This is a genomic window from Cuniculiplasma thermophilum (assembly GCF_052315355.1).
Classification (GTDB): Archaea; Thermoplasmatota; Thermoplasmata; order Thermoplasmatales; family Thermoplasmataceae; genus Cuniculiplasma.
Genome location: NZ_JBLSDF010000013.1, coordinates 1 through 22,671, shown reverse-complemented (window position 1 = coordinate 22,671; position 22,671 = coordinate 1). Strand labels below are relative to the sequence as shown.

The 22,671-nt window shown below is 38.8% G+C and carries 22 protein-coding genes and 2 pseudogenes; 10 read left to right on the top strand and 14 right to left on the bottom strand.

Translation table 11 applies throughout. The features are described from left to right. Window positions 1-168 precede the first annotated feature (168 nt). From ACNF42_RS03360 to ACNF42_RS03335, 6 genes and pseudogenes are all read left to right on the top strand, one after another. A complete protein-coding gene (locus tag ACNF42_RS03360) occupies window positions 169-3,708 on the top strand; it encodes a hypothetical protein (protein ID WP_443338990.1) in 3,540 nt (1,179 codons plus the stop codon). 31 nt (window positions 3,709-3,739) lie between these two features. After that, window positions 3,740-4,357, top strand: a complete 618-nt coding sequence (locus ACNF42_RS03355) for a hypothetical protein (protein ID WP_443338987.1) — start codon at window positions 3,740-3,742, stop codon at window positions 4,355-4,357. 75 nt (window positions 4,358-4,432) lie between these two features. Further along, window positions 4,433-4,999, top strand: coding sequence for a UbiX family flavin prenyltransferase (locus ACNF42_RS03350; RefSeq protein ID WP_443338985.1), 567 nt, complete (start codon window positions 4,433-4,435; stop codon window positions 4,997-4,999). A 10-nt stretch (window positions 5,000-5,009) separates the two neighbouring features. After that, window positions 5,010-5,435 (top strand): annotated as a pseudogene (locus ACNF42_RS03345) (Mut7-C RNAse domain-containing protein); the annotation flags it as partial. Continuing rightward, complete coding sequence (locus tag ACNF42_RS03340) at window positions 5,422-6,444, top strand: mRNA surveillance protein pelota (RefSeq protein ID WP_443338983.1); 1,023 nt, start codon at window positions 5,422-5,424, stop codon at window positions 6,442-6,444. The pseudogene ACNF42_RS03345 and the gene ACNF42_RS03340, both read left to right, overlap by 14 nt. 71 nt (window positions 6,445-6,515) lie before the next feature. Further along, window positions 6,516-7,337, top strand: coding sequence for an SPFH domain-containing protein (locus ACNF42_RS03335; protein WP_443338980.1), 822 nt, complete (start codon window positions 6,516-6,518; stop codon window positions 7,335-7,337). Here the strand turns inward: ACNF42_RS03335 and rsmA are convergent. The 11 genes and pseudogenes from rsmA to ACNF42_RS03280 form a co-directional block, all read right to left on the bottom strand. Further along, window positions 7,303-8,049, bottom strand: coding sequence for a 16S rRNA (adenine(1518)-N(6)/adenine(1519)-N(6))-dimethyltransferase RsmA (gene rsmA / locus ACNF42_RS03330; protein ID WP_443338977.1), 747 nt, complete (start codon window positions 8,047-8,049; stop codon window positions 7,303-7,305). The genes ACNF42_RS03335 and rsmA overlap by 35 nt on opposite strands. Next, a complete protein-coding gene (locus tag ACNF42_RS03325) occupies window positions 8,046-8,594 on the bottom strand; it encodes a DUF655 domain-containing protein (protein WP_443338975.1) in 549 nt (182 codons plus the stop codon). The genes rsmA and ACNF42_RS03325 overlap by 4 nt, the downstream gene beginning before the upstream one ends. Before the next feature lie 12 nt (window positions 8,595-8,606). Beyond that, complete coding sequence (locus ACNF42_RS03320) at window positions 8,607-8,936, bottom strand: hypothetical protein (protein ID WP_443338973.1); 330 nt, start codon at window positions 8,934-8,936, stop codon at window positions 8,607-8,609. Next, the gene (locus tag ACNF42_RS03315) at window positions 8,933-9,229 is read right to left on the bottom strand and encodes a 50S ribosomal protein L21e (protein WP_443338971.1); all 297 of its coding nucleotides are present in this window, start codon (window positions 9,227-9,229) and stop codon (window positions 8,933-8,935) included. The genes ACNF42_RS03320 and ACNF42_RS03315 overlap by 4 nt, the downstream gene beginning before the upstream one ends. A 5-nt stretch (window positions 9,230-9,234) precedes the next feature. Further along, on the bottom strand, window positions 9,235-10,398 hold the full coding sequence (locus ACNF42_RS03310) for a tRNA pseudouridine(54/55) synthase Pus10 (RefSeq protein WP_443338969.1): 1,164 nt from the start codon (window positions 10,396-10,398) through the stop codon (window positions 9,235-9,237). A gap of 6 nt (window positions 10,399-10,404) precedes the next feature. Then, window positions 10,405-10,539, bottom strand: coding sequence for a TFIIB-type zinc ribbon-containing protein (locus tag ACNF42_RS03305; protein WP_443338967.1), 135 nt, complete (start codon window positions 10,537-10,539; stop codon window positions 10,405-10,407). Beyond that, window positions 10,529-10,786, bottom strand: a pseudogene (locus tag ACNF42_RS03300) (50S ribosomal protein L37ae); the annotation flags it as partial. The pseudogene ACNF42_RS03300 and the gene ACNF42_RS03305, both read right to left, overlap by 11 nt. An 8-nt stretch (window positions 10,787-10,794) precedes the next feature. Continuing rightward, entirely contained in the window at window positions 10,795-11,574 is a 780-nt protein-coding gene (rrp42, locus tag ACNF42_RS03295) for an exosome complex protein Rrp42 (RefSeq protein ID WP_443338965.1), read from the bottom strand. A 1-nt stretch (window position 11,575) separates the two neighbouring features. Continuing rightward, entirely contained in the window at window positions 11,576-12,316 is a 741-nt protein-coding gene (gene rrp41, locus ACNF42_RS03290) for an exosome complex exonuclease Rrp41 (protein ID WP_443338963.1), read from the bottom strand. After that, entirely contained in the window at window positions 12,300-13,025 is a 726-nt protein-coding gene (rrp4, locus tag ACNF42_RS03285; RefSeq protein ID WP_443338961.1) for an exosome complex RNA-binding protein Rrp4, read from the bottom strand. The genes rrp41 and rrp4 overlap by 17 nt, the downstream gene beginning before the upstream one ends. Window positions 13,026-13,225: 200 nt before the next feature. After that, window positions 13,226-13,915, bottom strand: a complete 690-nt coding sequence (locus tag ACNF42_RS03280; protein WP_443338958.1) for a ribosome assembly factor SBDS — start codon at window positions 13,913-13,915, stop codon at window positions 13,226-13,228. A gap of 241 nt (window positions 13,916-14,156) precedes the next feature. Here ACNF42_RS03280 and ACNF42_RS03275 point away from each other — a divergent pair, with 241 nt between their 5' ends. Further along, window positions 14,157-14,462, top strand: a complete 306-nt coding sequence (locus ACNF42_RS03275) for a transcription factor S (RefSeq protein WP_443338955.1) — start codon at window positions 14,157-14,159, stop codon at window positions 14,460-14,462. A gap of 12 nt (window positions 14,463-14,474) precedes the next feature. After that, window positions 14,475-15,842 carry a signal recognition particle protein Srp54 gene (locus ACNF42_RS03270; RefSeq protein WP_443338953.1) on the top strand — a complete coding sequence of 456 codons (1,368 nt, stop codon included), beginning with the start codon at window positions 14,475-14,477 and terminating at the stop codon, window positions 15,840-15,842. A 7-nt stretch (window positions 15,843-15,849) separates the two neighbouring features. Here the strand turns inward: ACNF42_RS03270 and ACNF42_RS03265 are convergent, their stop codons facing one another. After that, window positions 15,850-16,800, bottom strand: a complete 951-nt coding sequence (locus ACNF42_RS03265) for an NAD(P)/FAD-dependent oxidoreductase (RefSeq protein ID WP_443338950.1) — start codon at window positions 16,798-16,800, stop codon at window positions 15,850-15,852. Window positions 16,801-16,849: 49 nt separating this feature from the next. Between ACNF42_RS03265 and ACNF42_RS03260 the strand changes: the two genes are divergently transcribed. Next, complete coding sequence (locus tag ACNF42_RS03260; RefSeq protein ID WP_443338947.1) at window positions 16,850-17,509, top strand: endonuclease III domain-containing protein; 660 nt, start codon at window positions 16,850-16,852, stop codon at window positions 17,507-17,509. An 18-nt stretch (window positions 17,510-17,527) separates the two neighbouring features. Here the strand turns inward: ACNF42_RS03260 and ACNF42_RS03255 are convergent, their stop codons facing one another. Then, window positions 17,528-18,295, bottom strand: coding sequence for an SDR family oxidoreductase (locus ACNF42_RS03255; RefSeq protein ID WP_443338945.1), 768 nt, complete (start codon window positions 18,293-18,295; stop codon window positions 17,528-17,530). A gap of 27 nt (window positions 18,296-18,322) precedes the next feature. Continuing rightward, window positions 18,323-21,580, bottom strand: a complete 3,258-nt coding sequence (locus ACNF42_RS03250; protein ID WP_443338942.1) for a hypothetical protein — start codon at window positions 21,578-21,580, stop codon at window positions 18,323-18,325. 761 nt (window positions 21,581-22,341) lie between these two features. Between ACNF42_RS03250 and ACNF42_RS03245 the strand changes: the two genes are divergently transcribed. Then, a partial coding sequence (locus ACNF42_RS03245; RefSeq protein ID WP_443338940.1) for a hypothetical protein occupies window positions 22,342-22,671 on the top strand: 330 nt, incomplete at its 3' end.

The following is a 22,671-nucleotide window of genomic DNA, read 5'->3' as shown; positions in this document are numbered from 1 at the left end:
TCACTTTTCAAATTTATATATTCAACCAGTTAGAATTCTGTGAGAATCAATTTTGCGCAACTTTACTTTCCAAAATATTCCCTGTGATGTAAGTATCTAGAAATTTCTGTAAAGTGAAAATATGGCATGTTAGATAAAATATTTTAATTGATTTTAATAGGCGCAAAAATGAAACTTATGACACTTATTACACTTATTGTACTTATTCTCCTAATGGGGTTGCCCACTCAGATTCAATTCTCCCACAGTGTGGCAGGAGCCAATGCAATGGTTGAGAACCAATATATCATCAAGGAGATTAATTCAACAGCCTGCGATTATTCAATCACATGGAAGAATAGTTCGCAATTCAGTGTTCAGGCAGGAGATTATTATAATGTTTCTGGGGTTTCCATAAATTCACAAAATGATCAGTATAATCTCAGTCTTTGCTGGAAGCCTTTTTCCGTGTATTCTCTTTCGGAAATGGAAATAAAATCATATCATCTTCACTCCTTTTTTGTCCTCTATTTTGGAGTAAAGGACCATATGTATATTTTTAGTAACAGTTCTGGAAGTTTAAATGTCACGAAATTTCAGGAAGGGTCCCATATAACAATGGGGATATACTGGGATGGGTCCAAACCATATGTGGTTATAGAAAATAATGCAGGGCAATTCCTGTTCAGGCCACCGGTCATTGAGACAAAGGTCAACTGTTCATCTCTGTTACTTACGGGAAATTACTATTTTATGAATGTGTCTCTTTTAAGACCAGTGCAGTTAAACTCTCTGAATTCCCTAAATCTTCTTAATAAGTTCAGGGAGCTTGATCAGATAAATACCAATTCAATTCAATTTGCCGGGTCAAATAGGGTGCATCCCCTCTATGATCGAACTTTATCCATCTTCATAATGCCTTCCCAGGACGGAAACATATACGCCTTCAATCCTTGGAATCACAGAATTGAGGAAATATACAATCGCAGTACTATTTTCAACAATGTTTTCAGCTACCAGAACTATGCATATATGATATCTTCAAGTCAAAATTCTATGCAATTATTGAAAATCAACGAGAGTAATCTCAACATCACTTCTTCCACTTATAACATGACTGGTACATATTTTGTATCCATGTATCACAATTATCCGCACATATTTTTTAGATACTATTTTGAAAATTTATCATCTGGAAAAATTACAGATATTGATTTTTCAAACATACAGCCAAATGGTTCCTTTTTCGAGGTTTCATCAGTAAATTCAATTAATTATTTTGTGTATAACAATAGTATTCTTCATAAATTGATTTTAAAAGGAAATGAAGTTACAAATGAAATTAATTTCACTCACATTGATTCCATTATCCAGATTGGTTACAGCAATGGGGGACCAGTTATGGAGGTAAAATTCAATTCAACTCAAATCTTCATGATTGCGAATTCAAAGGAGATCATCTTTAAAAATGCAACCATGTATGAAGGTGGCTTATACATGGAGAATAACATTTCTCAAACCCTACTTCTTAATGGTTCCAGTTTCTCCATACTTCCAATCCCAATGAACGGTTTTTCAGGGAGCCTTTCCCACGGAATTGTCTGGTCAGAAAACTCCTTTTATCTCTACGGCAATTTTATCCAAAGGGGTCTAATTAACTTATCATGGAAAAATGAGACAATCAGATATTCAGGTTTCCTTAATTTTACGGTCCAGAGCAATACATCCTATACCATAGATCTTGATATTTCACAACTGGGTCAGTATTACAGTGATTCCGGAGCGTTCTTTTTGAATGTATCGAGGGCCATGACTGGAAAATATGTATTTGAGGTCACTGCAGAAAATCTGGAAGGTTTGGTCTTTTCTGATTCTGGGTATTTTTACATTGACAACTCTATCCCAAATATATCCTTCAACCGATCTCTATCCCATGGTGTCTATGGTGGTGAATCCATATCCATATTGGCACGGGATTTGGCGGGAGTAAGAGAAATGGGCATCCATATGAATGGAAAATGGAGCATGGTAAACGGTTCTTCATTGAACTTTACCATACCTGATCTATTTAAGGGAAACACCCTTAATTTTACCATATCTGTTAAGGACGTGTTCAATTACACCACAAATTATTCAATAAGTGTAAGTTATTATGGTGAAAGAGGCTTCACATTTGGCGTAAATATTCATAATGGGGAGATTATTAATCATAACCTCTTCAATTTTAGAATATATTCCAAGGGCGGAAACATATCATATTTCCTCATAACGTTCCAGAACAATACCTCTGATAGGAAACAATCATTCAAAACAACCGGAAGCATTGACGTGAACCTTTCAAATGGAGAGTATTATTACTGTATTTCTGCGATTTTTAAGGCTGGAAACAGCCAATATATGGGAAATGGAACCATAATTGTAAATTCTGAGCATCCAGTGATCAGGATCACCGGTCTTCAGAAAAAGTATTTCAGTCATATTCAGGATTCAACCAATAGATCCTTCAATGTAACACTTAATTCATCAATGAATGGAATTTGGAATGTACGAATAGTAGATCCAAAGGGGCAATGGATTTCAATGGAATCATCCAATCGAACCTTTGTCATTCCTGTAAATGAAATATACAATTTTACTTCAAACAGTGGTTTATACACAATATATGGCAATTTCACTTCCTTTAACGGTTTTAAATCCAATAGTACCTCTTATTTCATTATGGACAATATACTCCCAGATACTGGTACTTCTTTTTACATATACACAAATCAGAGCCTTATTAACATATCAAAATGTTTGGTTTTACCGACTGGCTATGATATTTTGCTCACCAATTCTGGTAATATACTGAGAAATTACTCGTTTAGAATGAAGGATCAGGGGAATTATACATTGAGTATGAAAATTATTAACAAGGCCATGGCATATGAGACATACAATATAACAATCGTCTACTCCACTGAAAAGCCCTCTTTTAGAGTAAATGGTTTAAAAAATAACATATATAACAGGACTCAGCTCCAAGTAAATGTTTCCTCATCAGGGATTCCTATTAAGAAAATATATGTAAACACAAGTTTGAATTATAGAATCAGTTCAAATGAAATCACTTTCTTCTTCCAAAGGGATGGGTCATACAAATTCACAATAAATGTCCAGAATCTTTGCGGGAATTATAACAATGAAACATATCATATTAACATCTTTTCATTCCCATATATAACCAATATGAAAATCAGGTATCGTGAGAATTTCCAAAACTTTCACGGTGTGGTTTACATATATGGCTACCACCTGAAACAATTAAATGTTTCGTGGATAATAAACGGAAAATTTGATTCGAACAGAAGCACAGTGAATCTAACCCTTCCACCCGGTATAGATGAATTATGTGTCGTGGTTCATTTTAAGGGAGGTTCAAAATATGAGAATTTAAGTATATTCTCAATTCCTGAATATGGCTTCCTTTTAGGTATTTCCTCAGCCATAATTATAATAATATACAGGTATGTCCCATTCAGATTTAGCCAGATTGAACTTGGCCAGTTGATTATGAATAGTGACGGAATTACTGTGAGAAAGTTAAACAGAATTATAAAGAGGAAGCATTTCAGTAAAAGACGATTCAAAATAGTAATGGAAAAATTGAAAAATTCAGGTTATATAAGAACCGGAAAGGACCTAAATGGGGACGATTGCATTAAGATTGTGAAACTTAAGAAAAAGTGATATATTGGATTTCAAATACCCTTCCGTTACAATGATCAGCAAAAAACTGGCAATATCCATATTCTTGGCCATGATTGTAGTGGGAATTTCCCTGGCAGTTAGCCCAATGCAGGTTCAAAGCGAAAGCACCGGAGCCAAGATTCCGGTTGCAATTAATGATGTGTCAAAATTGCAAAATATCACTGCACCCCCAGCAAGCCTTCCAGTAATCACATATTACTATGGAACTAGCGGGCAGCATTATACAATAACTTCAACAGACTGGACAACAATCCTTTCCAATGTCTTTGACAACAGGACCATAATTACCTACGGCTTTGCGAACAATACAACCCAGGCCCTAATTCTCCTGGACATAACATACACCGGGCTCAATCCCTACGGTGTAGAATACATAGGGGCCCTTTCACACGTAGGTATTCTTAATAAAACCAATGAAATTAAAGCATTCTGGATGACAGCAAACCAATCATCCCAGATACCCGGCCTTACGAACTGGCAGGCCTTGAACGAAGGGGCATACCCCGGGTTTTCATGGTCAAAACCGCAGGTTGTTCCTTACAGTGTTTCAGATGAATATGCCGTGATTCTCATAGTTATAGCAGCCTCTGTCTTTGTCATGTATTTTGTCTTTAACAGAAGGAAATAGACATCAGGAGATTTTTTCAATTTTTAATAATAAGATTTTTTATAAAATATGATATGAGGTAAGTAATCTGACCTTATGGATAAGCAAAGAATTGTACTCGGAATAACAGGTGCATCTGGAAGTGTACTTGCACAGCGTTTTCTGGAAACAGCCAGGGCCGAGGTTCATCTGGTGATTTCAGGAAATTCATCACAGGTTATTGAATATGAAACGGGAAAAAGCGTTGAGTATTTTCAGAAGATGGCATCCTATGTATACGATGATCATGACGTGGCAGCCAGAATAAGTTCAGGAAGTTTTCTATACGATGCAATGGTAATAATGCCATGTTCCATGAATACGCTTGCAAAGGTATCGGCGGGAATATCCGATTCTCTTATTACCAGGGCTGCAGCGGTTGCCCTGAAGGAGAGGAGAAGGTTGATAGTCGTACCCAGGGAAATGCCCCTGAGCCTTATAGCTTTGGAAAATATGGAACGTTTAACAAGATCCGGTGCAATTGTTGCTCCTGCAATGCCTGCCTTTTATACAAGGCCTAAAACAATAGATGATATGGTGGACTTTGTTGTGGGACGCATAATGGATCTCTGCGGAATCGAGAATGAACTTGTAAAGAGGTGGAAAGAGGAAGAAAGAGACTGAATTTTACGCAGATAATATGCTGGGAAGACTTGCCAGGTATCTTCGTATCCTTGGATTTTCAGTAGTATACGAACAGGATGGGATAGATGACGGCAGAATAGTGGAAGTTTGCCGGGATAATTCTTACACTCTGATAACCCGTGATAGACTCCTATCCAGGCGTTATCATCCATCCATTCTTATCACTTCCACAGAAATAGGATCGCAGATTATTGAATTTACAAGAGTATACAGGCCTGACAGGAATAGGTTATTTATGAGATGCACAGTGTGCAATGGAATACTTGCACCGATTAAACTGGAACAGGATGATTATAGAAGCAAATTGAATCCTTATAAGTGCAGTGTTTGTGGAAAACTTTACTGGTCAGGGACTCATACAACAAACATCATTGAATATCTTGAAGGGCTTGGGGTATGGAATGAAGATAAATGATGAAGAGAATGGATGGAAATCCCTGAAGACAGAGTCCATGGATGACCTCTGGTATCTGAAAAACATACTCAGCAAAGAAATGCTTGTAAAAAAGACGGTCATGCGAAGGGAAGAAAAGAAAGATGATATGGAGAGAAGTAAGGAATCCAAAAGAAAGCCAGTCACAGTTACTATTCAGCCGGAATCTGTTGACTTTCAACCATTTACAGACCGGCTCAGGATTACTGGAATAATAAGGGAAGGGCCTGAAGGTCTCGCAGGGCAGCATCAGTCACTTGTCATATCGGCGGATGATGACGTTGAAATATGGATGGAATCATGGGACAGGCTTACTGAAGATCTTTTAAAGGAATCGCTCATTAAAAGTTCCTCTGGTGCCATTTTTGTGAGTATGGATGACGAAAGTGCTTCGGTTTACACTCTCAGGGATTACGGACTTTATCTTAATGGGAAAATCGACTCTGGAAAATCGGGAAAAGCTTACAACGTAAACTATTCCATGAATGCATACTTTGAAGAGATTGAGAAATTTTTAATGGGAATAAACGGGGATTTCCCTGTAATAATAACAGGTGCAGGGTTTGAAGGGGAATATTTTTTGAAATATCTTCAGGAGAAAAAGTTTCCTAAAAAAGTATTTCAGTTCCCCTCTTCAAATTCAGAGGATGGGGCCATATACGAAATAATTGGAAAGGAGCAGGTGAGGCGCATTCTTGGAAATTCACGCCTTTCCAGAGAAAGAGAGGCCATGGAGCAATTTTTAAAGGAACTCGGGAAAAACGGAAACTGTGCCTATGGTCATGACGAGATAAAAAAATATGCTGAAACAGGGGCAATAAGCAAACTTATTGTTCTGGAAAATCTGATCAGGGAAAGAAATGTTGTTCAAATTATGGAACTGGCCAGATCATCAGGTTCTGAGATTATTATAGCCAGCGACTCGGGACAGTATGGAGAGATGCTCAGGGGTTTCGGAGGTTATGTTGCCCTGACAAGATACCGCCTGTAACATTTAATTGATCACGTAAAAACAAAATACTAATAGAAACACTTAATATGTCTATTAGGTATTACATAGGTATGGATGCATTGTACTATCTGTTGATATTCATAATAATAATCATACTGTTGATTATATTATCAGGCTTGCACATTTTAAAGGAATGGCAAAGAGCGCCGGTACTGACCCTTGGAAGATTTTCTGGTATCAAGGGCCCGGGAATAATCTATGTGACGCCTATAATAAGTAAGATCCCTGTGATCATTTCCACAAGAATACAGGCCGTTGCATTCAAGACAGAGGCAACATTTACAAATGATAACGTTCCTGTGAACTGTGATTCTGTTATGTATTACCAGGTGATTGATCCGCAAAAGGCTGTACTTAACATTGAGAATTTCATCAATGCCACAAGCCTTTCTGCACAGACAACACTGAGGGAAGTTATTGGAAAATACTCCTTTGATGAAATACTTTCAGAAAGGGAGAAGGTTGGAGAAGCTGCCAGAGAGATCATCGATGAGAAGACAGAGCACTGGGGAATAAAGGTTTCATCAGTGGAGATAAGGGATGTGATTGTTCCTCAATCCCTGCAGGAGGCCATGTCCAGACAGGCTTCAGCAGAGAGGGAGAGAAGATCAAGGGTAACTCTGGCTCTGGCTGAGGTTGAGGCTGCTCAGAAAATGGTTGAGGCTTCAAAGCAATATCTCGATAATCCGGGAGCATTGCAGTTGAGGTGGATGAACATCCTTTATGAAATAGGTCTTGAGGGTAAGGGAACCTTAATGATGATCCCTACAAACACACTCACAGCAGGTGTGGCAGATCTTGGAATAGCAGAATTTGCAAAAAACCAGATGAACAATACTAATATGAACCAGGCTTCCGGTTCTGATAAGTGAGTTCAACAATATCCAATATTTTGTCCCTGTCCAGTTGTTCTATTCTGAGATCATCATAGGGTGTTCCGGGTAGGGAATTACCTATTTTTTTTCTTCTGTTTGAAAAAAGCATTCTTAATATGTTATCAATATACTGTTCTGGAACATCCCTGATCCTCCTTGCAGGTCTCAGTGTGACAATTGCACTGTTTACATCAGGTTTAGGATGAAAACAGTTTCTGGACACTATTTTTTCCAAATTTGCATCGAAGTGGATATATGTGAACAGGGATAATCTTGAATAATCCTTGCTGTTATTATTGGCCATCATTCTTCTTGCAAACTCTTCCTGCACCATCAGCACTGCCTTTTGGAATTCTATTGAAGCCATTTTCTCAAGAATGGGAGAGGATATGTGGTAGGGTATATTGCCAATTATTTTCGAACATCTTTTAAGATCATATTTTAAAAAATCGCCGTGAATTACCTGAAGTCTTCCAGATGAAACGAATCCACTGAACTTTGCCTTAATATAATCACTGAACCTGTGATCTGATTCTATACAGATAATGTTAGCTCCAGACTCCAGAAGTTTTTCAGTGAGGAAGCCCTCACCAGGACCTATTTCAACAATATCCTCATCTGGTTTCGGGTCGAGGATGTTTACCTCCATATCCCTTATATTCCTGTCCTTGAGAAAGACCTGTCCATATTTTTTTGTATACTGTTTCATCCCTTAACAAAGAGTTTGTATTTTTCATCCTTGTTCTCAAGTTCCTGAACAATCCTGTTTGCAATCATCTTTTCTGGATGATGGATCGTTTTAACCCTCTCTGTGAGATCTTCAAATGAATCAAATGGCTTCTTCTTTCTCTCTTCAATTATGGCCCACATTGTCTTGTTTCCAAGTCCCTGCAATAATTCCAGGCTGTGCATTCTGGGGCTTATGGATTCCGCAGTATTGAAGAATTGAATAAACCTTTTTTCATTGTTCTTTACTATGAGTTCAAGGGTGAAGGGTAGTTCACTCATAGCTGAACTTGTGAGTTCATCATAGCCAATTCTTCTTTTTACTGTACTTATCTTATCCCTCTTGGCCTGTTCCTTTCCAATGTATATCCTGTCTCCTATGGTGATTACCGCATTTTCCTTGGGTATGACCTCGAGAATTTTGAATTCGGTCTCACCGATTATGAGAGCAAGTGGGGTTTTATGGTAGTTTCGGTCATTCGGTCTACCCTGTTTTAAAATATCCAGAACATATGCATAATCATCCATAGAATCATCTCCTTATACAGAAGCAATATACTCTAATATATTATTTAATACCTTTTCATCTGGCGCGAGTTTATATGTATTCAAAACAGATCTTAATTGCTCCAGATCTTTTGGTAACAGGTCTACAATCTTTACGGCAACCTCTTCTGAAAAGTTGCCCATTTTCATTATTTCCTTTACAGCTTTTTTTGCCGATTCGGCATCAAGTCTCGTAAAACTACTTACGTAGTTGTACTCCTTGGCCGTTATATCATCAATCGCCTCTTCACGTGCCGTCTTTTCACTCAGGTGCCTGTGCAAAATATCCTGAGCCTCAGAGAAGGTGATGTACTTAATCTTCATACTTCAATCCTTCTCAAATGAACTGGGTCTGCAAGTATTGTCTTCTTAACACTTCCGACTTTTATTCCCAAAAGATAGCACCTTCCCTGTTGCCCTTCGATTACTCCTGTATAACCTTGAAAACTGTGGCTGGGCATTCCGGAATGTATGGAAGGCTCAATATTCACTGCAACATAGTCTCCAACCTCAAACTTCTGCATGAAGCTGTTGACTCTTGGCATACCTCTTTCCTTAAGCCTTTTAGTCATTTTATATCTTGAACCGGCTCTGGGGCCGTGCGACATTTTAACCATTGTTTTCACCTTTCTATTTCTATTACATCAAGCTCCCTTATTTTAATCTTCTGACCTACAAGATCAGAGAGGCTTGGATTGGTTCTACCGTCATCCCCTGAAACAAGTTCCTTTATATACGTTCCCGCCTCTGCTTCAATCACTATTACGGGCGGTTCTTCACTTTCAAGGTACAGGCTTTTTATGACTCTCTGTCTAACCAGATCAGATCTGGAAGCACTTACTCGTAATGGTGTTCTTTGATAAATAACTTTTCCGTTAAGTTGTTCTATGGCTCTTTTCAATTCTTCCATATCAATTTTCTTTCCATCAATTGACTCCAGAAGGGCTCTGTATTTTTTAACATAACGCTCGTCCTTAATTCTTACAATTTCATCCTTCTTTGCAAACCTAAGATTGTCAACTTCTATTCCTCTGTTTTCACTGTTGATTCTTTCCTTCAGAATCCTAAGATCGATTCTTCTTTTCTTTGGGTTGGCAATTTCCAATATGAACTCCCTTCCATTTCCCAGCATCCTCACGTCCACGTCCTCCCTTCCAGCACCGTGAAGAAAATAGTTTGTACCACCAGCCATTTCCATTGCCACATTTCCCATAATTGACTCGACAGTATCCTTAATCTCTGAATACTTTATCCATCTTGTCTGGGGCATGTCTCTCCTTAATTTCCTGTAGGTTCCATACACATACAGGGACTTGATCTGAAATTCAATGCTCATATATGTTAAGTCGATTTTAATCATTATATCTGGGTCTGCCTTGTCGAAATCCTTCCCTAATACGGTTCCAAGCATCTTCCCAATTTCCCTGTTTATCTCCTTTTTTATGCTTTCTCCCTTATCACCATATTTTGCCTGCAGTAATTTTTCTTTCTCCAGTATATCCCTGGATAATGTGGTTCCTATTAGAAAAGAATTATACTCGTACTCTTCAAGCCTCTTTACAATCTCATTGGCATAATCCTGTATTTCAGAAAAAATACCTGCGCATATAATACAATCTTTTTCAGGTACCCTTAATACTTCGTATCCAAAGGATTCAAGAGAATACTCTATATAACTACCCCTCTCAATATTGGATAGACCATGGCCAACAGAGGCAAATAACCTACCCCTGCACCTATTGCAGAGTCTCTCCTGAGATAGTTCCTGGAGGTTATCCAGGGGCATATCAATTCACCTTGAATCTACTTCTTTTTCTATGTTGGGCCTCTCCTTAAGAAACACCCTGGAACCACATTCGCATTCGATTTCATTGGTTCCTATGGACTTCTCAAGGATCCTGCCGCATCTTATACACTTATAGTCCACGTTCCACCATTTCCTCTATAATTCTCTGTGAATATTCCGGAGTGTATGATCCCCCTGCAAACTTGTATCCGCAATGCTTGCAATTCCAGATTCCAGATGCAACTCTTACAACCTTAAGTTGTTTGCATTTTGGGCACTCATACCTTGCTTTTTTCTGTCTGTAAATTTCAGACCAAACTTTTCTGACAGTTACTCCGTATCTCGGACCAAATCTTCCCGCCGGACCTACCTTTAATGTTCTCTTTGCCGTTTAGTTCACCCCATTACTTTTTTGCGAATTTCGTTTCCAACTCTCTCCGATATGTCAACCGCCTTTTTAATCTCTTCAATTTTAAATGATCCCACATTACCCTTTTGCATAGCCCTTATGTTCCCATCTTCGGTCATGGTAACAGTAATTCTTGCATCTGCCATCTGTTCCTCTTCCAGATCGGGATCGCACAGTATTTCATCACCTATTTTAACCATTGTTACAGAAACAGGATGTGTTCTGACAGGTAGTGGTATATCGTCACCATCTGGCGTGATCTTATATGTTGCATTCTTCAGGGCGGTAAGGCATCCAAGAGTGCAGGCATCGATAAGGTTTCCATCGTAATCGATCACATCAATATCTATGAAAACTATCATCACCTTCTTTCCGGGTTCTATGCATAGTTTTTCAAGATCGATCATCTTGCTCTCCCTTATACCTCTGTCTACCACCCTTGCAATCTCAATGGATTCTTCGTTTGGTGGTCCCGGCTCGAAGGTTGGAAATGCCATGGGTAGCATTTCAACATTTGTTGTCATAACTCCCATATTAGGTGTGTCCGGGAAGGGTTCACCTGACTCTATTTTCACACCAACAACGACCTTTGTCTTTCCAAGCCTTACAAGAGCAGATCCCTGGGCCCTGGGAACATAGTTCGGTTCAATAACTATCTCTCTGAATTCGTCAAGTTTTCTGCCATCTCCTCTGAGGCCCTCCTTCAATTTCTTTGAGATAAATCCCTTCTTAATTTCTGAAAGGACTCCCGTCGCATCTTTCGGCAATTCACTCACCCCCTTCATTCTGGGTTGCTGTATACTTCTCAGAGAGTGCCTTTCTCTGAATTTCGTTTATTCTCTTTGTTGCCTTGAGAATCATATCCATCCCCTTGTAAAGTTCTTCCTTGGTGAGTTCTCCATCCATCTGAATAAGGACAACCTCATCGGTTTTGGAAAGAACGGCCATTGGAAGATCTGCACTTCCAAAGTTATCCTCCTCCTTAGAAAGATCCAGAACTATTCTACCCTCGACTTTTCCTGCCGTGCATCCTACAACTAAATCCCTCATGGGGACCCCTGCATTTGCCAGGGCAACTGAGGCCGCAGTCAGGCTTGCAATCCTCGTACCTGCATCTGCCTGAATGACCTCAATGAAAACATCTATCTGTGTTCTTGGAAATTGTTCCAGCATAACTGCAGCACTCAGAGCCTCAGAAATTACTTTGGATATTTCCACGGATCTCCTGTCAGGACCAGGTCTTTTCCTCTCGTCCACTGAGAATGCTGCCATGTTGTATCTTGCCTTTATGACAGCCTTTTCAATATCCTGGGTGTGTTTCGGATAAGCTTCTCTTGGGCCATAAACTGCAACCAGTATCTTATTGCCTCCCCACTCAATGAATGCACTTCCATCTGCCCTTTCAAGGACATCAGTTGTAATCTTTATGGGGCGAAGTTCTTCATCTCCCCTGCCATCAAGTCTTAAACCATTTTCATCAATTAATTTCACGTTACTGGGCGTTCCCATCTGTTTCACCTTTTACTTTTTTCAAATATTCAACCATTCTGTCGGTCAATCCAGTTGTATGTGCTTCTCTTTCTATCATTCTTATTGCTTCATCTGCGATTAACACGTCTTCCGGTGCTCCATCTATCCAAATTACTCCATTCTGGCCTATCACGATTCTGGTTGATGTAGCATCTTTTATCATGTTGACCATTGAACCTGTTTTTCCTATTATCCTGGGTACCTTTGGAGCAGGAACATACATTATATGTCCACCTTCAAGTTTTCTCAGTCCCTGTCCAGGCTCCTTCAGGGTTATCCAGCTCTCCTTTACTTCATTGACGTTCATTACCTTCGCATATACGTAATCGCCTGCATTGAGATATTTCTTTATCTCCCCTGAATATGTCTTCCATGGCGTATCATTCATATGTAACATTGTCAGGTAAGGAGATCGGATGTCAACCGTCCACATGGATGGCCCAATCTCTATTACCTTTCCAATAACCTTGTCATTCCTTCTTGGAAAATAAGAACCGTGAAATGGAACGACGTCAATATATTCTTCACCTTTCTGAAGAGTTCCGAAATACTGAGATCTAGGAGTGCCCTGAGAATCACGAAAGACTCCGTTCCTTGGCTTCAAACCTTCAGTATCAACGGTATCTCCTGGAAATATTATCTTCTTAATTTCAACCGTTTGAATCACTTCCCCATCTACTGGAAACAATCAATCCGTTTTATACGGATAATTCTACTTTCCACTCTCTCTTACATGTAGTGGAATAGATTTTCATTATATATTACTTATGAAAGCGATTTAAAATTTGTCTTAAAAATTATCTGTTCCTGTTAAATTGTCCTGCTATATCAGAATATGGATTGTTAATTCAGAAATTTTAATTATAGATTTCCCACTATCATTTTAACCTATATCTTTTTTATCTCAATCTCATCTTTGGCCTTTCTGCTAAGGTTAGAAATTATTTCTCCATAGAGTCCAGCTGAAACTTCAATAACACAGATCCAGTTTCCATCTTTTGTCCACTCTTCCTTCAGTATTGTTCCCGATCTTGCTATTTCTCCATATATTCTTCCATAGGCATCACCCTTTAACCTTATAGCCAGTTTCACCTTTTCCATCCTTATGGGTATGAGTGGTTTTATCTCTTTAAGAACCATATTTACCTGTTCATTTACGGGTTTGAATGGATCAATATGAATCTTGGCTTCTTCCATCGCTGCCTCTATTCTTGCTGGTGGATTTGGTGCATTAGTCTGCGGATTTATGCCCTCCTTTGATATGATCTCAATCACCATCCTCTTTTTCATTTCCTGCATCTTATGTCTCTGTTCAGTGGTTAGCTGAATCTGACCCTTTTTTACAATCTCCTCTGCTATTTTTTTAATGTCATCTGTCTTGAATACTTCCTTGATGGATTCTTCGCCCGCTTTTTCTCCCTTCCTGGCATCTTTGAATACCTGATCACTGGCCAGATCCTTCTCAATGTCCACATCTCCATTTCTTATCTTTTCAACAGCATCAGGGTCGACCAAAATTTCAAATTTATGACCGGAATGCTCCAATCTTGCAACTATAGCATCGTCCAGCTTAACCATGACAGAAAGAGTAACTTTACAAAAATAAACCTTTGGTTATGAACTTAACATAAAGTCATTGGAAAAATTCATTTTAAGCATTTTAACAAAGGATAACTATAATTCAATCAAAATCTAATAGACGATCAGAGGTTATTGCTCTGATAAAATTACTAAGAAACATACCTTTAAATTCATATGGCTTTTTTATTACAGAGGGAATTAAGATAATAAAGAAATATGAGAACAAAATACATCTGTTATGTTTTGTTCCAAATGCGGTGCATTAATTGTGCCGGGAAAGGATAAGAATATATGCCCCGTCTGCGGACATGAAGAAAAGAAGGGAAAGAAGGAGGAGGGAAAGATAATTACAAAGAGTACAGAGAAAGACGTGATTGTTATAAACGAATCTTCCCACGTAGAACCCCTGGATTCAGAAGCTACATGTCCTAAATGTGGACACAGAGGTGCATATTTCGTCCTTAAGCAGACGAGATCAGCTGATGAGCCTGAAACAGCCATGTATACATGTGAAAAATGTGGTCACAGGTGGAGAGAATACTGAGGTGATTGCGACATGGTTTTGGAATCTCTGTCATCATCCCTGAGGGAAACATTCAGAAAGATTGCAGGCTCAAGCTACATCGACAAGGATGTAATAAGGGAGATGATAAAGGAGATTCAAAGAGCACTGTTGAAATCTGACGTTAATGTAAAATTAACCGTAGAACTGACAAGAAGGATACAGGAAAGGGCGGAAAATGAAAAGCCACCAGCCGGAATGCCCCCTCAGGATTATATATTGAAGATAGTATATGAAGAGCTGCTGGGCATTCTTGGCCAGGGTTCGCAGTTGAAATTACAGCCTCAAAAGATCATGCTTCTTGGTCTCTATGCTAACGGTAAGACGACAACAGCCGGAAAGCTTGCAAAATTTTTTGCAAAAAAGGGCCTGAATAGTGGTTTAATAGCCTGCGACGTTCACAGGCCTGCAGCATATGAGCAATTGAAAACAATTGCGGATCAATCAGGTTCGAAATTTTTCGGCATAAAAGGGGAAAAGGATCCCATTAAGATATACAGAAAAGGTGCAGAAGAGTTAAAGGACGTTCCCGTTAAAATAATTGATACCAGTGGTAGGGATTCACTGGATGAGCAATTACTTGAGGAAGTAAGGAAGTTAAAAAAAGAGGTTGAACCGGACGAAATACTCCTTGTGATGGATGCCACCATTGGGCAGCAGGCAGGACCACAGGCCAAAGCTTTGAAGGAAGCAGCAGGAATAACAGGTGTAATCATAACCAAGATGGATGGAACAGGAAAGGGTGGAGGAGCTCTGAGTGCAGTGGCCGAAACCGGTGCTCCTGTTTATATGATAGGAACGGGAGAACATCTCGACGATTTTGAGATTTTTAATCCAAAGAAATTTCTATCACGCTTACTGGGAATGGGAGATGCAGAAGCCCTTCTGGAGGTAGCTCAGGAAGCCGATGTGGATGAAGAAAAGGCAGAGGAGACCCTGACAAAGATAATGAACGGTAAATTCAACCTGATGGATATGTACGACATCTGGGAGAAATTTGCAAAACCATCCATAATGAAGAGGCTCTTCGATTCCCTTCCAATGGGAAAGATTCCACAGTCAAAGGCCGGGCTTCTGGATGTGGATAGTGCCCAGGCAAAAATTCAGAAATACAGGGTAATTCTTGATTCAATGACATACAGGGAACTTGAGAATCCGGATATAATAAACGCCAAGGTAATTAGAAGAGTTGCCAGAGGATCAGGGACGGAAGAGCAGGACGTAAGGAATCTGATGAAGGAATTTAAGGCAATGAAGGAAAACGCCAAGATGATGAAGGGAAACAGAGCACTGAAGAAGATGCTTAAAAACCAGATGAAAGGCTCCGATCTTCTCAGCGGCATCGATCTTGAAGGGAACTGAGCCTAAACTAAAGACCGACAGGCAATTTTTCCTTAATATAGTCAACAGGATCCAGGTCCTCGTTATCCCACGATTCCTCTTTGCCTTTCCAACTTTCAAACAATCCATTCTCGTCTTCATCATTTTTTCCATTCAACAGACTTCTTATGGACTGTATGGAAAGTTCTATCACATCCCTGACGGGAGTTCCAAGGATTCTGGTTGTGCCCATCATATTTCCAAGAAGAGCCATCCCCTTTCTGGTACTCGGAAAACAGCTGTGGAGATATCCTGAATAGTTAAAGTGAGATACTGTGCCCCTTGGATCTTCGTAAGAAGCATCAATGGCAAGAATCTCCTTCATATTTCCCTTTTGTGCTTCCACCTTATATGCCCCTTCCCTTTGAATTTCAACTGAGAACCTTGAATCGAGTGCCCTTGGTGAGAGTGACCTGGAATAGGATGATGAGTACCCGTGGACTTTGCAATTTTTATCATGAACCACATATTCACTATTTATATTACCATCACCAAGGGCAATCATTCTGCTCCTGAATTCCTCATCTCTTCCTTCCACGCTTGCCTTAACAACGAATCCTGAATTATCATCCCTTACAGCTCCAACACTGGACTTTATTCTTATTTCTGCACCGCGGCTTGCCAGATCAGCACACATATGCCTTATGAGTTTTTCACGGTCCATGGAAACAATCTCATTTCCCTTCTCTATGAGATAGTCGTCTTCAAAACTTTCTGTTTTCAATGTGAAAACCCCAAATTTCCCGTTTGCAAACTTTTCATACTTTGAAAAATACTTATCATAGGTCTGTGAAGAGATGAACATTGAACCGGATGGTGGATAGGATACATCTATGGACTTTTCGATCATTAAAACGTTCATACCCTTAGACAGAGCTTCCATACCGGCGTACAGTGAAGACAATCCACATCCTGTTATGATAAGATCATATTCCTTCATAATTACAGTAGTGACATATTAATATTCTATATTTTTCTATCACTGTTAGATGAAACGTTCGGAGAGTTATTTCAAAAAAAATATCACCACAATGATAAAGTTGATGCAGAAACAGTCACCTGAACACCATTTTGAATTCAGGGACCCATTCTGGGTCCTCATTACGACCATTCTGTCTCACAGGACAAAGGATGAAGTCACGGACAGGGCTGCCAGGTCCCTGGAGGAAAAGTATCATGACTGCAATGGTCTTTCAGAGGCATCCTATAATGATGTTCTTTCCATAATAGATAAGGTTGGTTTCAAGACAGTGAAGGCAGAAAGGGTGATCAATGCGGCTAAAATACTTAGGGAACAGTATAATTGCAAAGTGCCAGAGGACATAGATCTTATGATGAAAATTCCAGGGGTAGGAAGAAAGACCGCAAACGTTGTTCTTTCAGACGCCTTTGGAATTCCGGCCATTGCAGTAGACACACATGTTCAGAGGATATGTTATAGAACGGGTATAAGCAATTCACAGGATCCGGAAGAGACCGAAATCATATTGCAGAGAATCGTTCCGAAGGAATTATGGGTTGGCCTTAATCCAATGATGGTGGAATTTGGGAAGAATATATGCAGGCCTGTTGGTCCAAAATGTCAGATATGCAATATAAGGGATTATTGCAACTTTGGAGAAAAATCATTAAAAGACAGGAAAAAATAAGGTAAAATAAATTGGAATTTACAATGAATGTGTCAGATTATCCTTCCTGCCACCATCGATCACGAGAACCTGGCCGTTCATGAATGAAGATTTTTCCGATATGAGGTATGAAACCAGATCAGCCACATCCTCAGGTTGTCCTGTTCTGCATACGGTTGACCGTTCTATGAAACTCTTCTCCATTGTCTCGATCTCAGAAAGTGATTTCCCGCCGATCGTGAGATCTGTCTTTATCCAACCAGGGGCAACTGCGTTGAACCTTATTTTGTATTTTTCCATCTCCAGGGCCATTCTCTTTGTAAACATTATGACAGCGGCCTTTGAAATGGAATAGGCAGTAGTGTTCAGTGCAGAAGTCCCAACTCCTGCGTTTGATGCTATATTGACAACCGATGCCCTGTTTGATCTCTTGAGATCAGGTAGAAACTCCATGGTTGTGTATATGGTACCCTTGAGGTTTGTGTTCATTATAGCATCAAACTTTTTCTCGTCAAACTCCTCAAAGGGAAAAAGATACCAGATACCTGCATTATTTACTATACCATCAAGACCTCCAATCTCCTCATGTATCTTTTCAGCCATTTTTCTAACTTCATCCCGGTTCGAAATATCTGCCCTGTAAGTTCTGATGTTACTGCTCACAGAATTATTAAAATCAGGCACAGTCTTATTGTAATTTGCAGCAACTATTGCCCCTTCCCTCGCAAGTGTTGAAGTAATTTCCTTCCCAATGCCTTTTCCTGCACCTGTTACCAGAACCCTCATTCCATCAATCTTCAGATCCATATTATGAAATGGTCTCATTAATTAAATCTATTTTGAACCTGCCTTCTTCAACTTTCTTATGGAGGCATTTGCTCTATAGGATGAATATGCAACCAGCGCAATAACACCTAAAACAAAGATATTCAGATAGGAATTCCCGATAGTAGCCAATGCCTGATAGATGTAATTTAGACCATAAGTTTCCACGATCTGTACCTCATTTTTTCTAATAAATGAAACGTAAATGGTTATATTTTTACCCTTTAGGGTGAACGTTCCTTCGCTCTTATTTACGAAGACGTTAGGTGGCCCCTGAATTGTGTAATTGTGTGTTCCGTTCACGGCATATATATTTATTCCCAATGAAGTGGGCGCATTGATTCCATTCACAGACCAGCTTCCTGATACTCCAGTAGAATTCAATATAAACTGAACCAGATAGAGATATGGGTGCAGATTCAATCTGTATTCGTTTGAGGATCCATTTATGGTGAAGGTAAAACCATTTAACTTGTATGTTCTGTTCAAGAGATGTGCGTTCAGCTTATAAGTTCCGTTTACAAGATACATTATATAGAGTCCACTACCCTCTCCCATTGACACATTGGAGAGACCTGTCCGCAAAAGACTAAATGGAACAGGGCTCTCTGTAATGTTCATCAAAAAATTCATTCCTGAAGGATTGTTTAGTGAAAAGGAAACCTGATACCTTACCACTGGGAAAGCCAAATATAAGGATATGTTGAATCCATTTAAAAGACCAGACCCGGTTTGAAATGCAAATATTTTATTTTCACTTGCTGCAGAGTATATGAAACTTCCATCTGGAAGGCAAAGATCTATGTAACTCAGGTTGGAAGATCCGTTAAAATAACCTGCCCCTGTGGTTACATTGAGATACCATTGGGTGCCATTTAAGAGATCAATTTCGGAAAAATTAACAGCGTAAGAATCTTCAGGGGTAAGATTAATGGTGAGATTTTCTCCATTAACGAATATATTTCCGACGTCTGGGTAGAGCATAATGTGGTATCCGAAATAGCATATTTGGAAATGATATGTGCCGTTTGGAAGTATGAATGTAAAATTTCTACCAGAGAGGTTTCCTGTCTCCCTAAATCCAGATGAATTATGCAAATCCACGGACCATTTTGCTTGAAGCACCTCCTTTGATGAAAATATGATGTAGAACGATGGAACAAAGTCAAGATAATATCTTATTGAAGAACCATCAACTTTTAATACAGTTTCAAGTACCTTTGGCCTGTAATTGCTGTTGAAGTTAAAGAATTTTATAAAATAGGTTCCATTTGTAACTTTTACTGTAAGAAGATGCTCACTATCATTATCTTCATACAATGTGGTATTGTTCAAACAGATTCCCCAATATCCTGTGTTTACTGTGGTATTCTTCACAACAGTAATATTATATAGATAAGGTATGAAGGCAATGTTTAAGGATATATTATTCCCATTAATGGTGAAGTTCCCGCCACTGTTGTAGAACTTCTTTTCAGTGGTTGAACCCTGATAAATATAGGTTCCGTTAGGGAGATAAGTTTTTGCAGAACTATTATTTCCCGACAGATTAAAATTATATTTTGTGCCAAGGGATCCGTTAATAAACCATTGATGTACCACATAGGGAAAGATGATGTTAAATTTCACCACATAGGCCCTTACAAATTGAATCAAAATGTTCACTGATGAACCGTTTATTGTAAATTTACCGGAGGAATTAAAGGAAAACCAGAGATTAGAAGAAGCCTTAAGGTGGTAAATGTAGGTTCCATTCAGTAACCTTAAGGAAAAAATGTTGCTGTTAATTGTATAATTGAGATTGGTAATGTTTTGTGAAGTTATTTCTAGATTCCATGATAAATTGGCAGGAAGGCCATTTTCAAAAAAGGTTGCATTATAGTAATAGGGCATAAAATCAATATGGATTACTATACCCTGATAGTCAACATCTATGGTTTCAGGTATTGTGTAATATGTCCTTGTTTGTGATGTGGCTCTAAGGGTGTAGTTACCATAGGTAAGCAGAAGGTCAGTTTCATTACTGGTTGTGGATATGTTCTCATCTATATTTGTTCCATTTAAATGAAGCGTCCACTCCATACCTGAAGGCAATCCTTCCTCTACAAAATATACGTATGTTGATTTCAATTGAAGATAGTAGGATACAGGCTTTCCTGGAACTAAACTGTCACCAATCATAAGTATACTTCCACTCCTCTTTGAAAAGGTGGCATCGTTAATTATTCCGTAGTAGGAACCCATGTCGTGATATGTACCCCTATTCAATATCAGGAGTGTTGTATACGAATCTTCGTATATTCCAATTAAGCTAGAATTGGATGGACCTGCGCTAACAAAGGTGACTGTGTAATTTGGAAATGAATTAAGTAACACAGTACTGTTTGTAACAGGATCATACTGGTAAATATCATCTCTATATCCGTAAGTGAAATTACCAGCAACATATGCTGCTTCATTTAGGCAATTAATACCCTGTGAATTCAAAATATCTGCGTTATTTAAATTTTTAAAAGTTCCATTGTTAGCATTAAAAAGATATGAATATCCTCCAGCTGCCCCACCTATGAGTATCATATATTTCCCGCCGGATGCAGTTATAATATCTGTTCCAGATAGAGAAAGCTCAGAGGAAATATTCTCAGAAGAAGTGCTGTTAAATTTCTGAATATACAGTCTCGAGTAATTTCTTTCCTGATTATATATGACGTAGGTAAAGTTTCCAAAGTTTTGCATTCCCACAATGTTATTTTCACTACCAAACTGGTTAACTGGTGCAATAATCCTTCCAGAAAGATTAGTCAAGGAATTGTTCACTGGGTCATAGGAAAATATGTATAGACCGGCAGGAGGGTCAAAGTAATTTCCACCAAGAAGGAGCGAACCATCATCTGGTAATACGAATCTACAATAACCGCCACTCGGAGAGCTTTCCTTCACCATATTATAATTGCCCACACTGCCATTCAAACTTATCAGGCCCGAACCGCCTACAATATAAAAATTACCGTCATAATAGGTCTCCTGTGATGTCCAGTCCAGATAGGAGGATAATTGGCTTGAATAGTTCTCTATATTGTAGTCGGAAAGGTTATAATTTAACATACCGGAATAGGATGAAAATGAAATTATTTTTGAATTCCCATATTCCAATGGATTTGTCTGCAAGGCAACATTTGATGCATGAGAAGGCATAACCACTTCAGGTTCTCCAGTCATACCATTAACCATAGGGATAAGTGAAGATACCATCAAGGAAACAATCAAAAAAGAAACTACCTTACTACGGTTATGCATATACATTTATTCATTATTATCCTTTATATTAGTTTTATTGTAAAATCCAAACAGTAAGTTGATAAATGCGAGCTGGAAGTTTCCTTTCACAAGAGATTGAATTTAGGTGGGTGAAATCTTTCTAATATTTGAAAAGTTACAGCAAATACAATAACCAATCCTAATCAACAAAATTGTGGCGAACATTCTGTATATTCATAATCTTACCACATCATCGAGGTTTTGAAATATCGGAAGAATGTATTTGTAAATGAACTATCGTTCATCTTCTAAAGACAAAAATAAGAGGGTCATAGTGTTTTCTTGTGGGCTCATGGATAAATCTGTAGATTACCGCACCTGAAATATATGGAATTCCTCAGGTGCTCCTCATTTCTGAATCCATAAGTCATCCCTTCTGTAAGCCATATCTTTGAACCAACCCATTATGCCCTTGCAACATCCTTCATTCCATCTATGATGGAATGCATTCCACAACTCACCTATACTTTCCTTCATGGAATATGCCTTTCCCGTCAGGAGATATGATTTCCTAAGTTCCTCACATCTTTCCCGGTATTTCTCCGGCAGATTCCCTGGTGAGTATAGTCTTCCAGAGTGATTTAAGTTCCAGCAATGTTGAATAGATCTGGCATTCGTCCGTTGAATTCTATATAAAAGCATTAGTTGAAATTAACCATATAAAAGTCGGAAGAACCATAATATATATACAATGCCATATTCATATGATTATGACACCTGTAAAGGGTATGAATAAGGAAAGAAAGAAGTTCATATTCCCAATCCTTGCTGCGGCGATAGTGATTGCTTCATCAGCTTTCATAATTTATCACTATGATATATCAGACCATCATACAACAGAAGGATTGCCCGTTCAAATAAGAGTCATCCTTAAAGATATCCCCCATTTTAATTCACCATATACAACATATCCTGATTCAGGATTCACATACAATCTTTCAAACGCAAGTCTCACCCTGCTTGCCTTTGATCCCGAGTGGATCACAACTGGAGGAAACTTCGGAAGTAAGAATATAACGTACAATCTTTCAGATAATCCT

Bases quoted from the DNA above. Each gene is read 5' to 3' on its own strand.
- ACNF42_RS03360 (WP_443338990.1), top strand. From the start codon at position 169: ATGAAACTTATGACACTTATTACACTTATTGTACTTATTCTCCTAATG.
- ACNF42_RS03355 (WP_443338987.1), top strand. From the start codon at position 3,740: ATGATCAGCAAAAAACTGGCAATATCCATATTCTTGGCCATGATTGTA.
- ACNF42_RS03350 (WP_443338985.1), top strand. From the start codon at position 4,433: ATGGATAAGCAAAGAATTGTACTCGGAATAACAGGTGCATCTGGAAGT.
- ACNF42_RS03340 (WP_443338983.1), top strand. From the start codon at position 5,422: ATGAAGATAAATGATGAAGAGAATGGATGGAAATCCCTGAAGACAGAG.
- ACNF42_RS03335 (WP_443338980.1), top strand. From the start codon at position 6,516: ATGGATGCATTGTACTATCTGTTGATATTCATAATAATAATCATACTG.
- rsmA (WP_443338977.1), bottom strand. From the start codon at position 8,049: ATGAAACAGTATACAAAAAAATATGGACAGGTCTTTCTCAAGGACAGG.
- ACNF42_RS03325 (WP_443338975.1), bottom strand. From the start codon at position 8,594: ATGGATGATTATGCATATGTTCTGGATATTTTAAAACAGGGTAGACCG.
- ACNF42_RS03320 (WP_443338973.1), bottom strand. From the start codon at position 8,936: ATGAAGATTAAGTACATCACCTTCTCTGAGGCTCAGGATATTTTGCAC.
- ACNF42_RS03315 (WP_443338971.1), bottom strand. From the start codon at position 9,229: ATGGTTAAAATGTCGCACGGCCCCAGAGCCGGTTCAAGATATAAAATG.
- ACNF42_RS03310 (WP_443338969.1), bottom strand. From the start codon at position 10,398: ATGCCCCTGGATAACCTCCAGGAACTATCTCAGGAGAGACTCTGCAAT.
- rrp41 (WP_443338963.1), bottom strand. From the start codon at position 12,316: ATGGGAACGCCCAGTAACGTGAAATTAATTGATGAAAATGGTTTAAGA.
- ACNF42_RS03280 (WP_443338958.1), bottom strand. From the start codon at position 13,915: ATGGTTAAGCTGGACGATGCTATAGTTGCAAGATTGGAGCATTCCGGT.
- ACNF42_RS03275 (WP_443338955.1), top strand. From the start codon at position 14,157: ATGTTTTGTTCCAAATGCGGTGCATTAATTGTGCCGGGAAAGGATAAG.
- ACNF42_RS03270 (WP_443338953.1), top strand. From the start codon at position 14,475: ATGGTTTTGGAATCTCTGTCATCATCCCTGAGGGAAACATTCAGAAAG.
- ACNF42_RS03265 (WP_443338950.1), bottom strand. From the start codon at position 16,800: ATGAAGGAATATGATCTTATCATAACAGGATGTGGATTGTCTTCACTG.
- ACNF42_RS03260 (WP_443338947.1), top strand. From the start codon at position 16,850: ATGAAACGTTCGGAGAGTTATTTCAAAAAAAATATCACCACAATGATA.
- ACNF42_RS03255 (WP_443338945.1), bottom strand. From the start codon at position 18,295: ATGGATCTGAAGATTGATGGAATGAGGGTTCTGGTAACAGGTGCAGGA.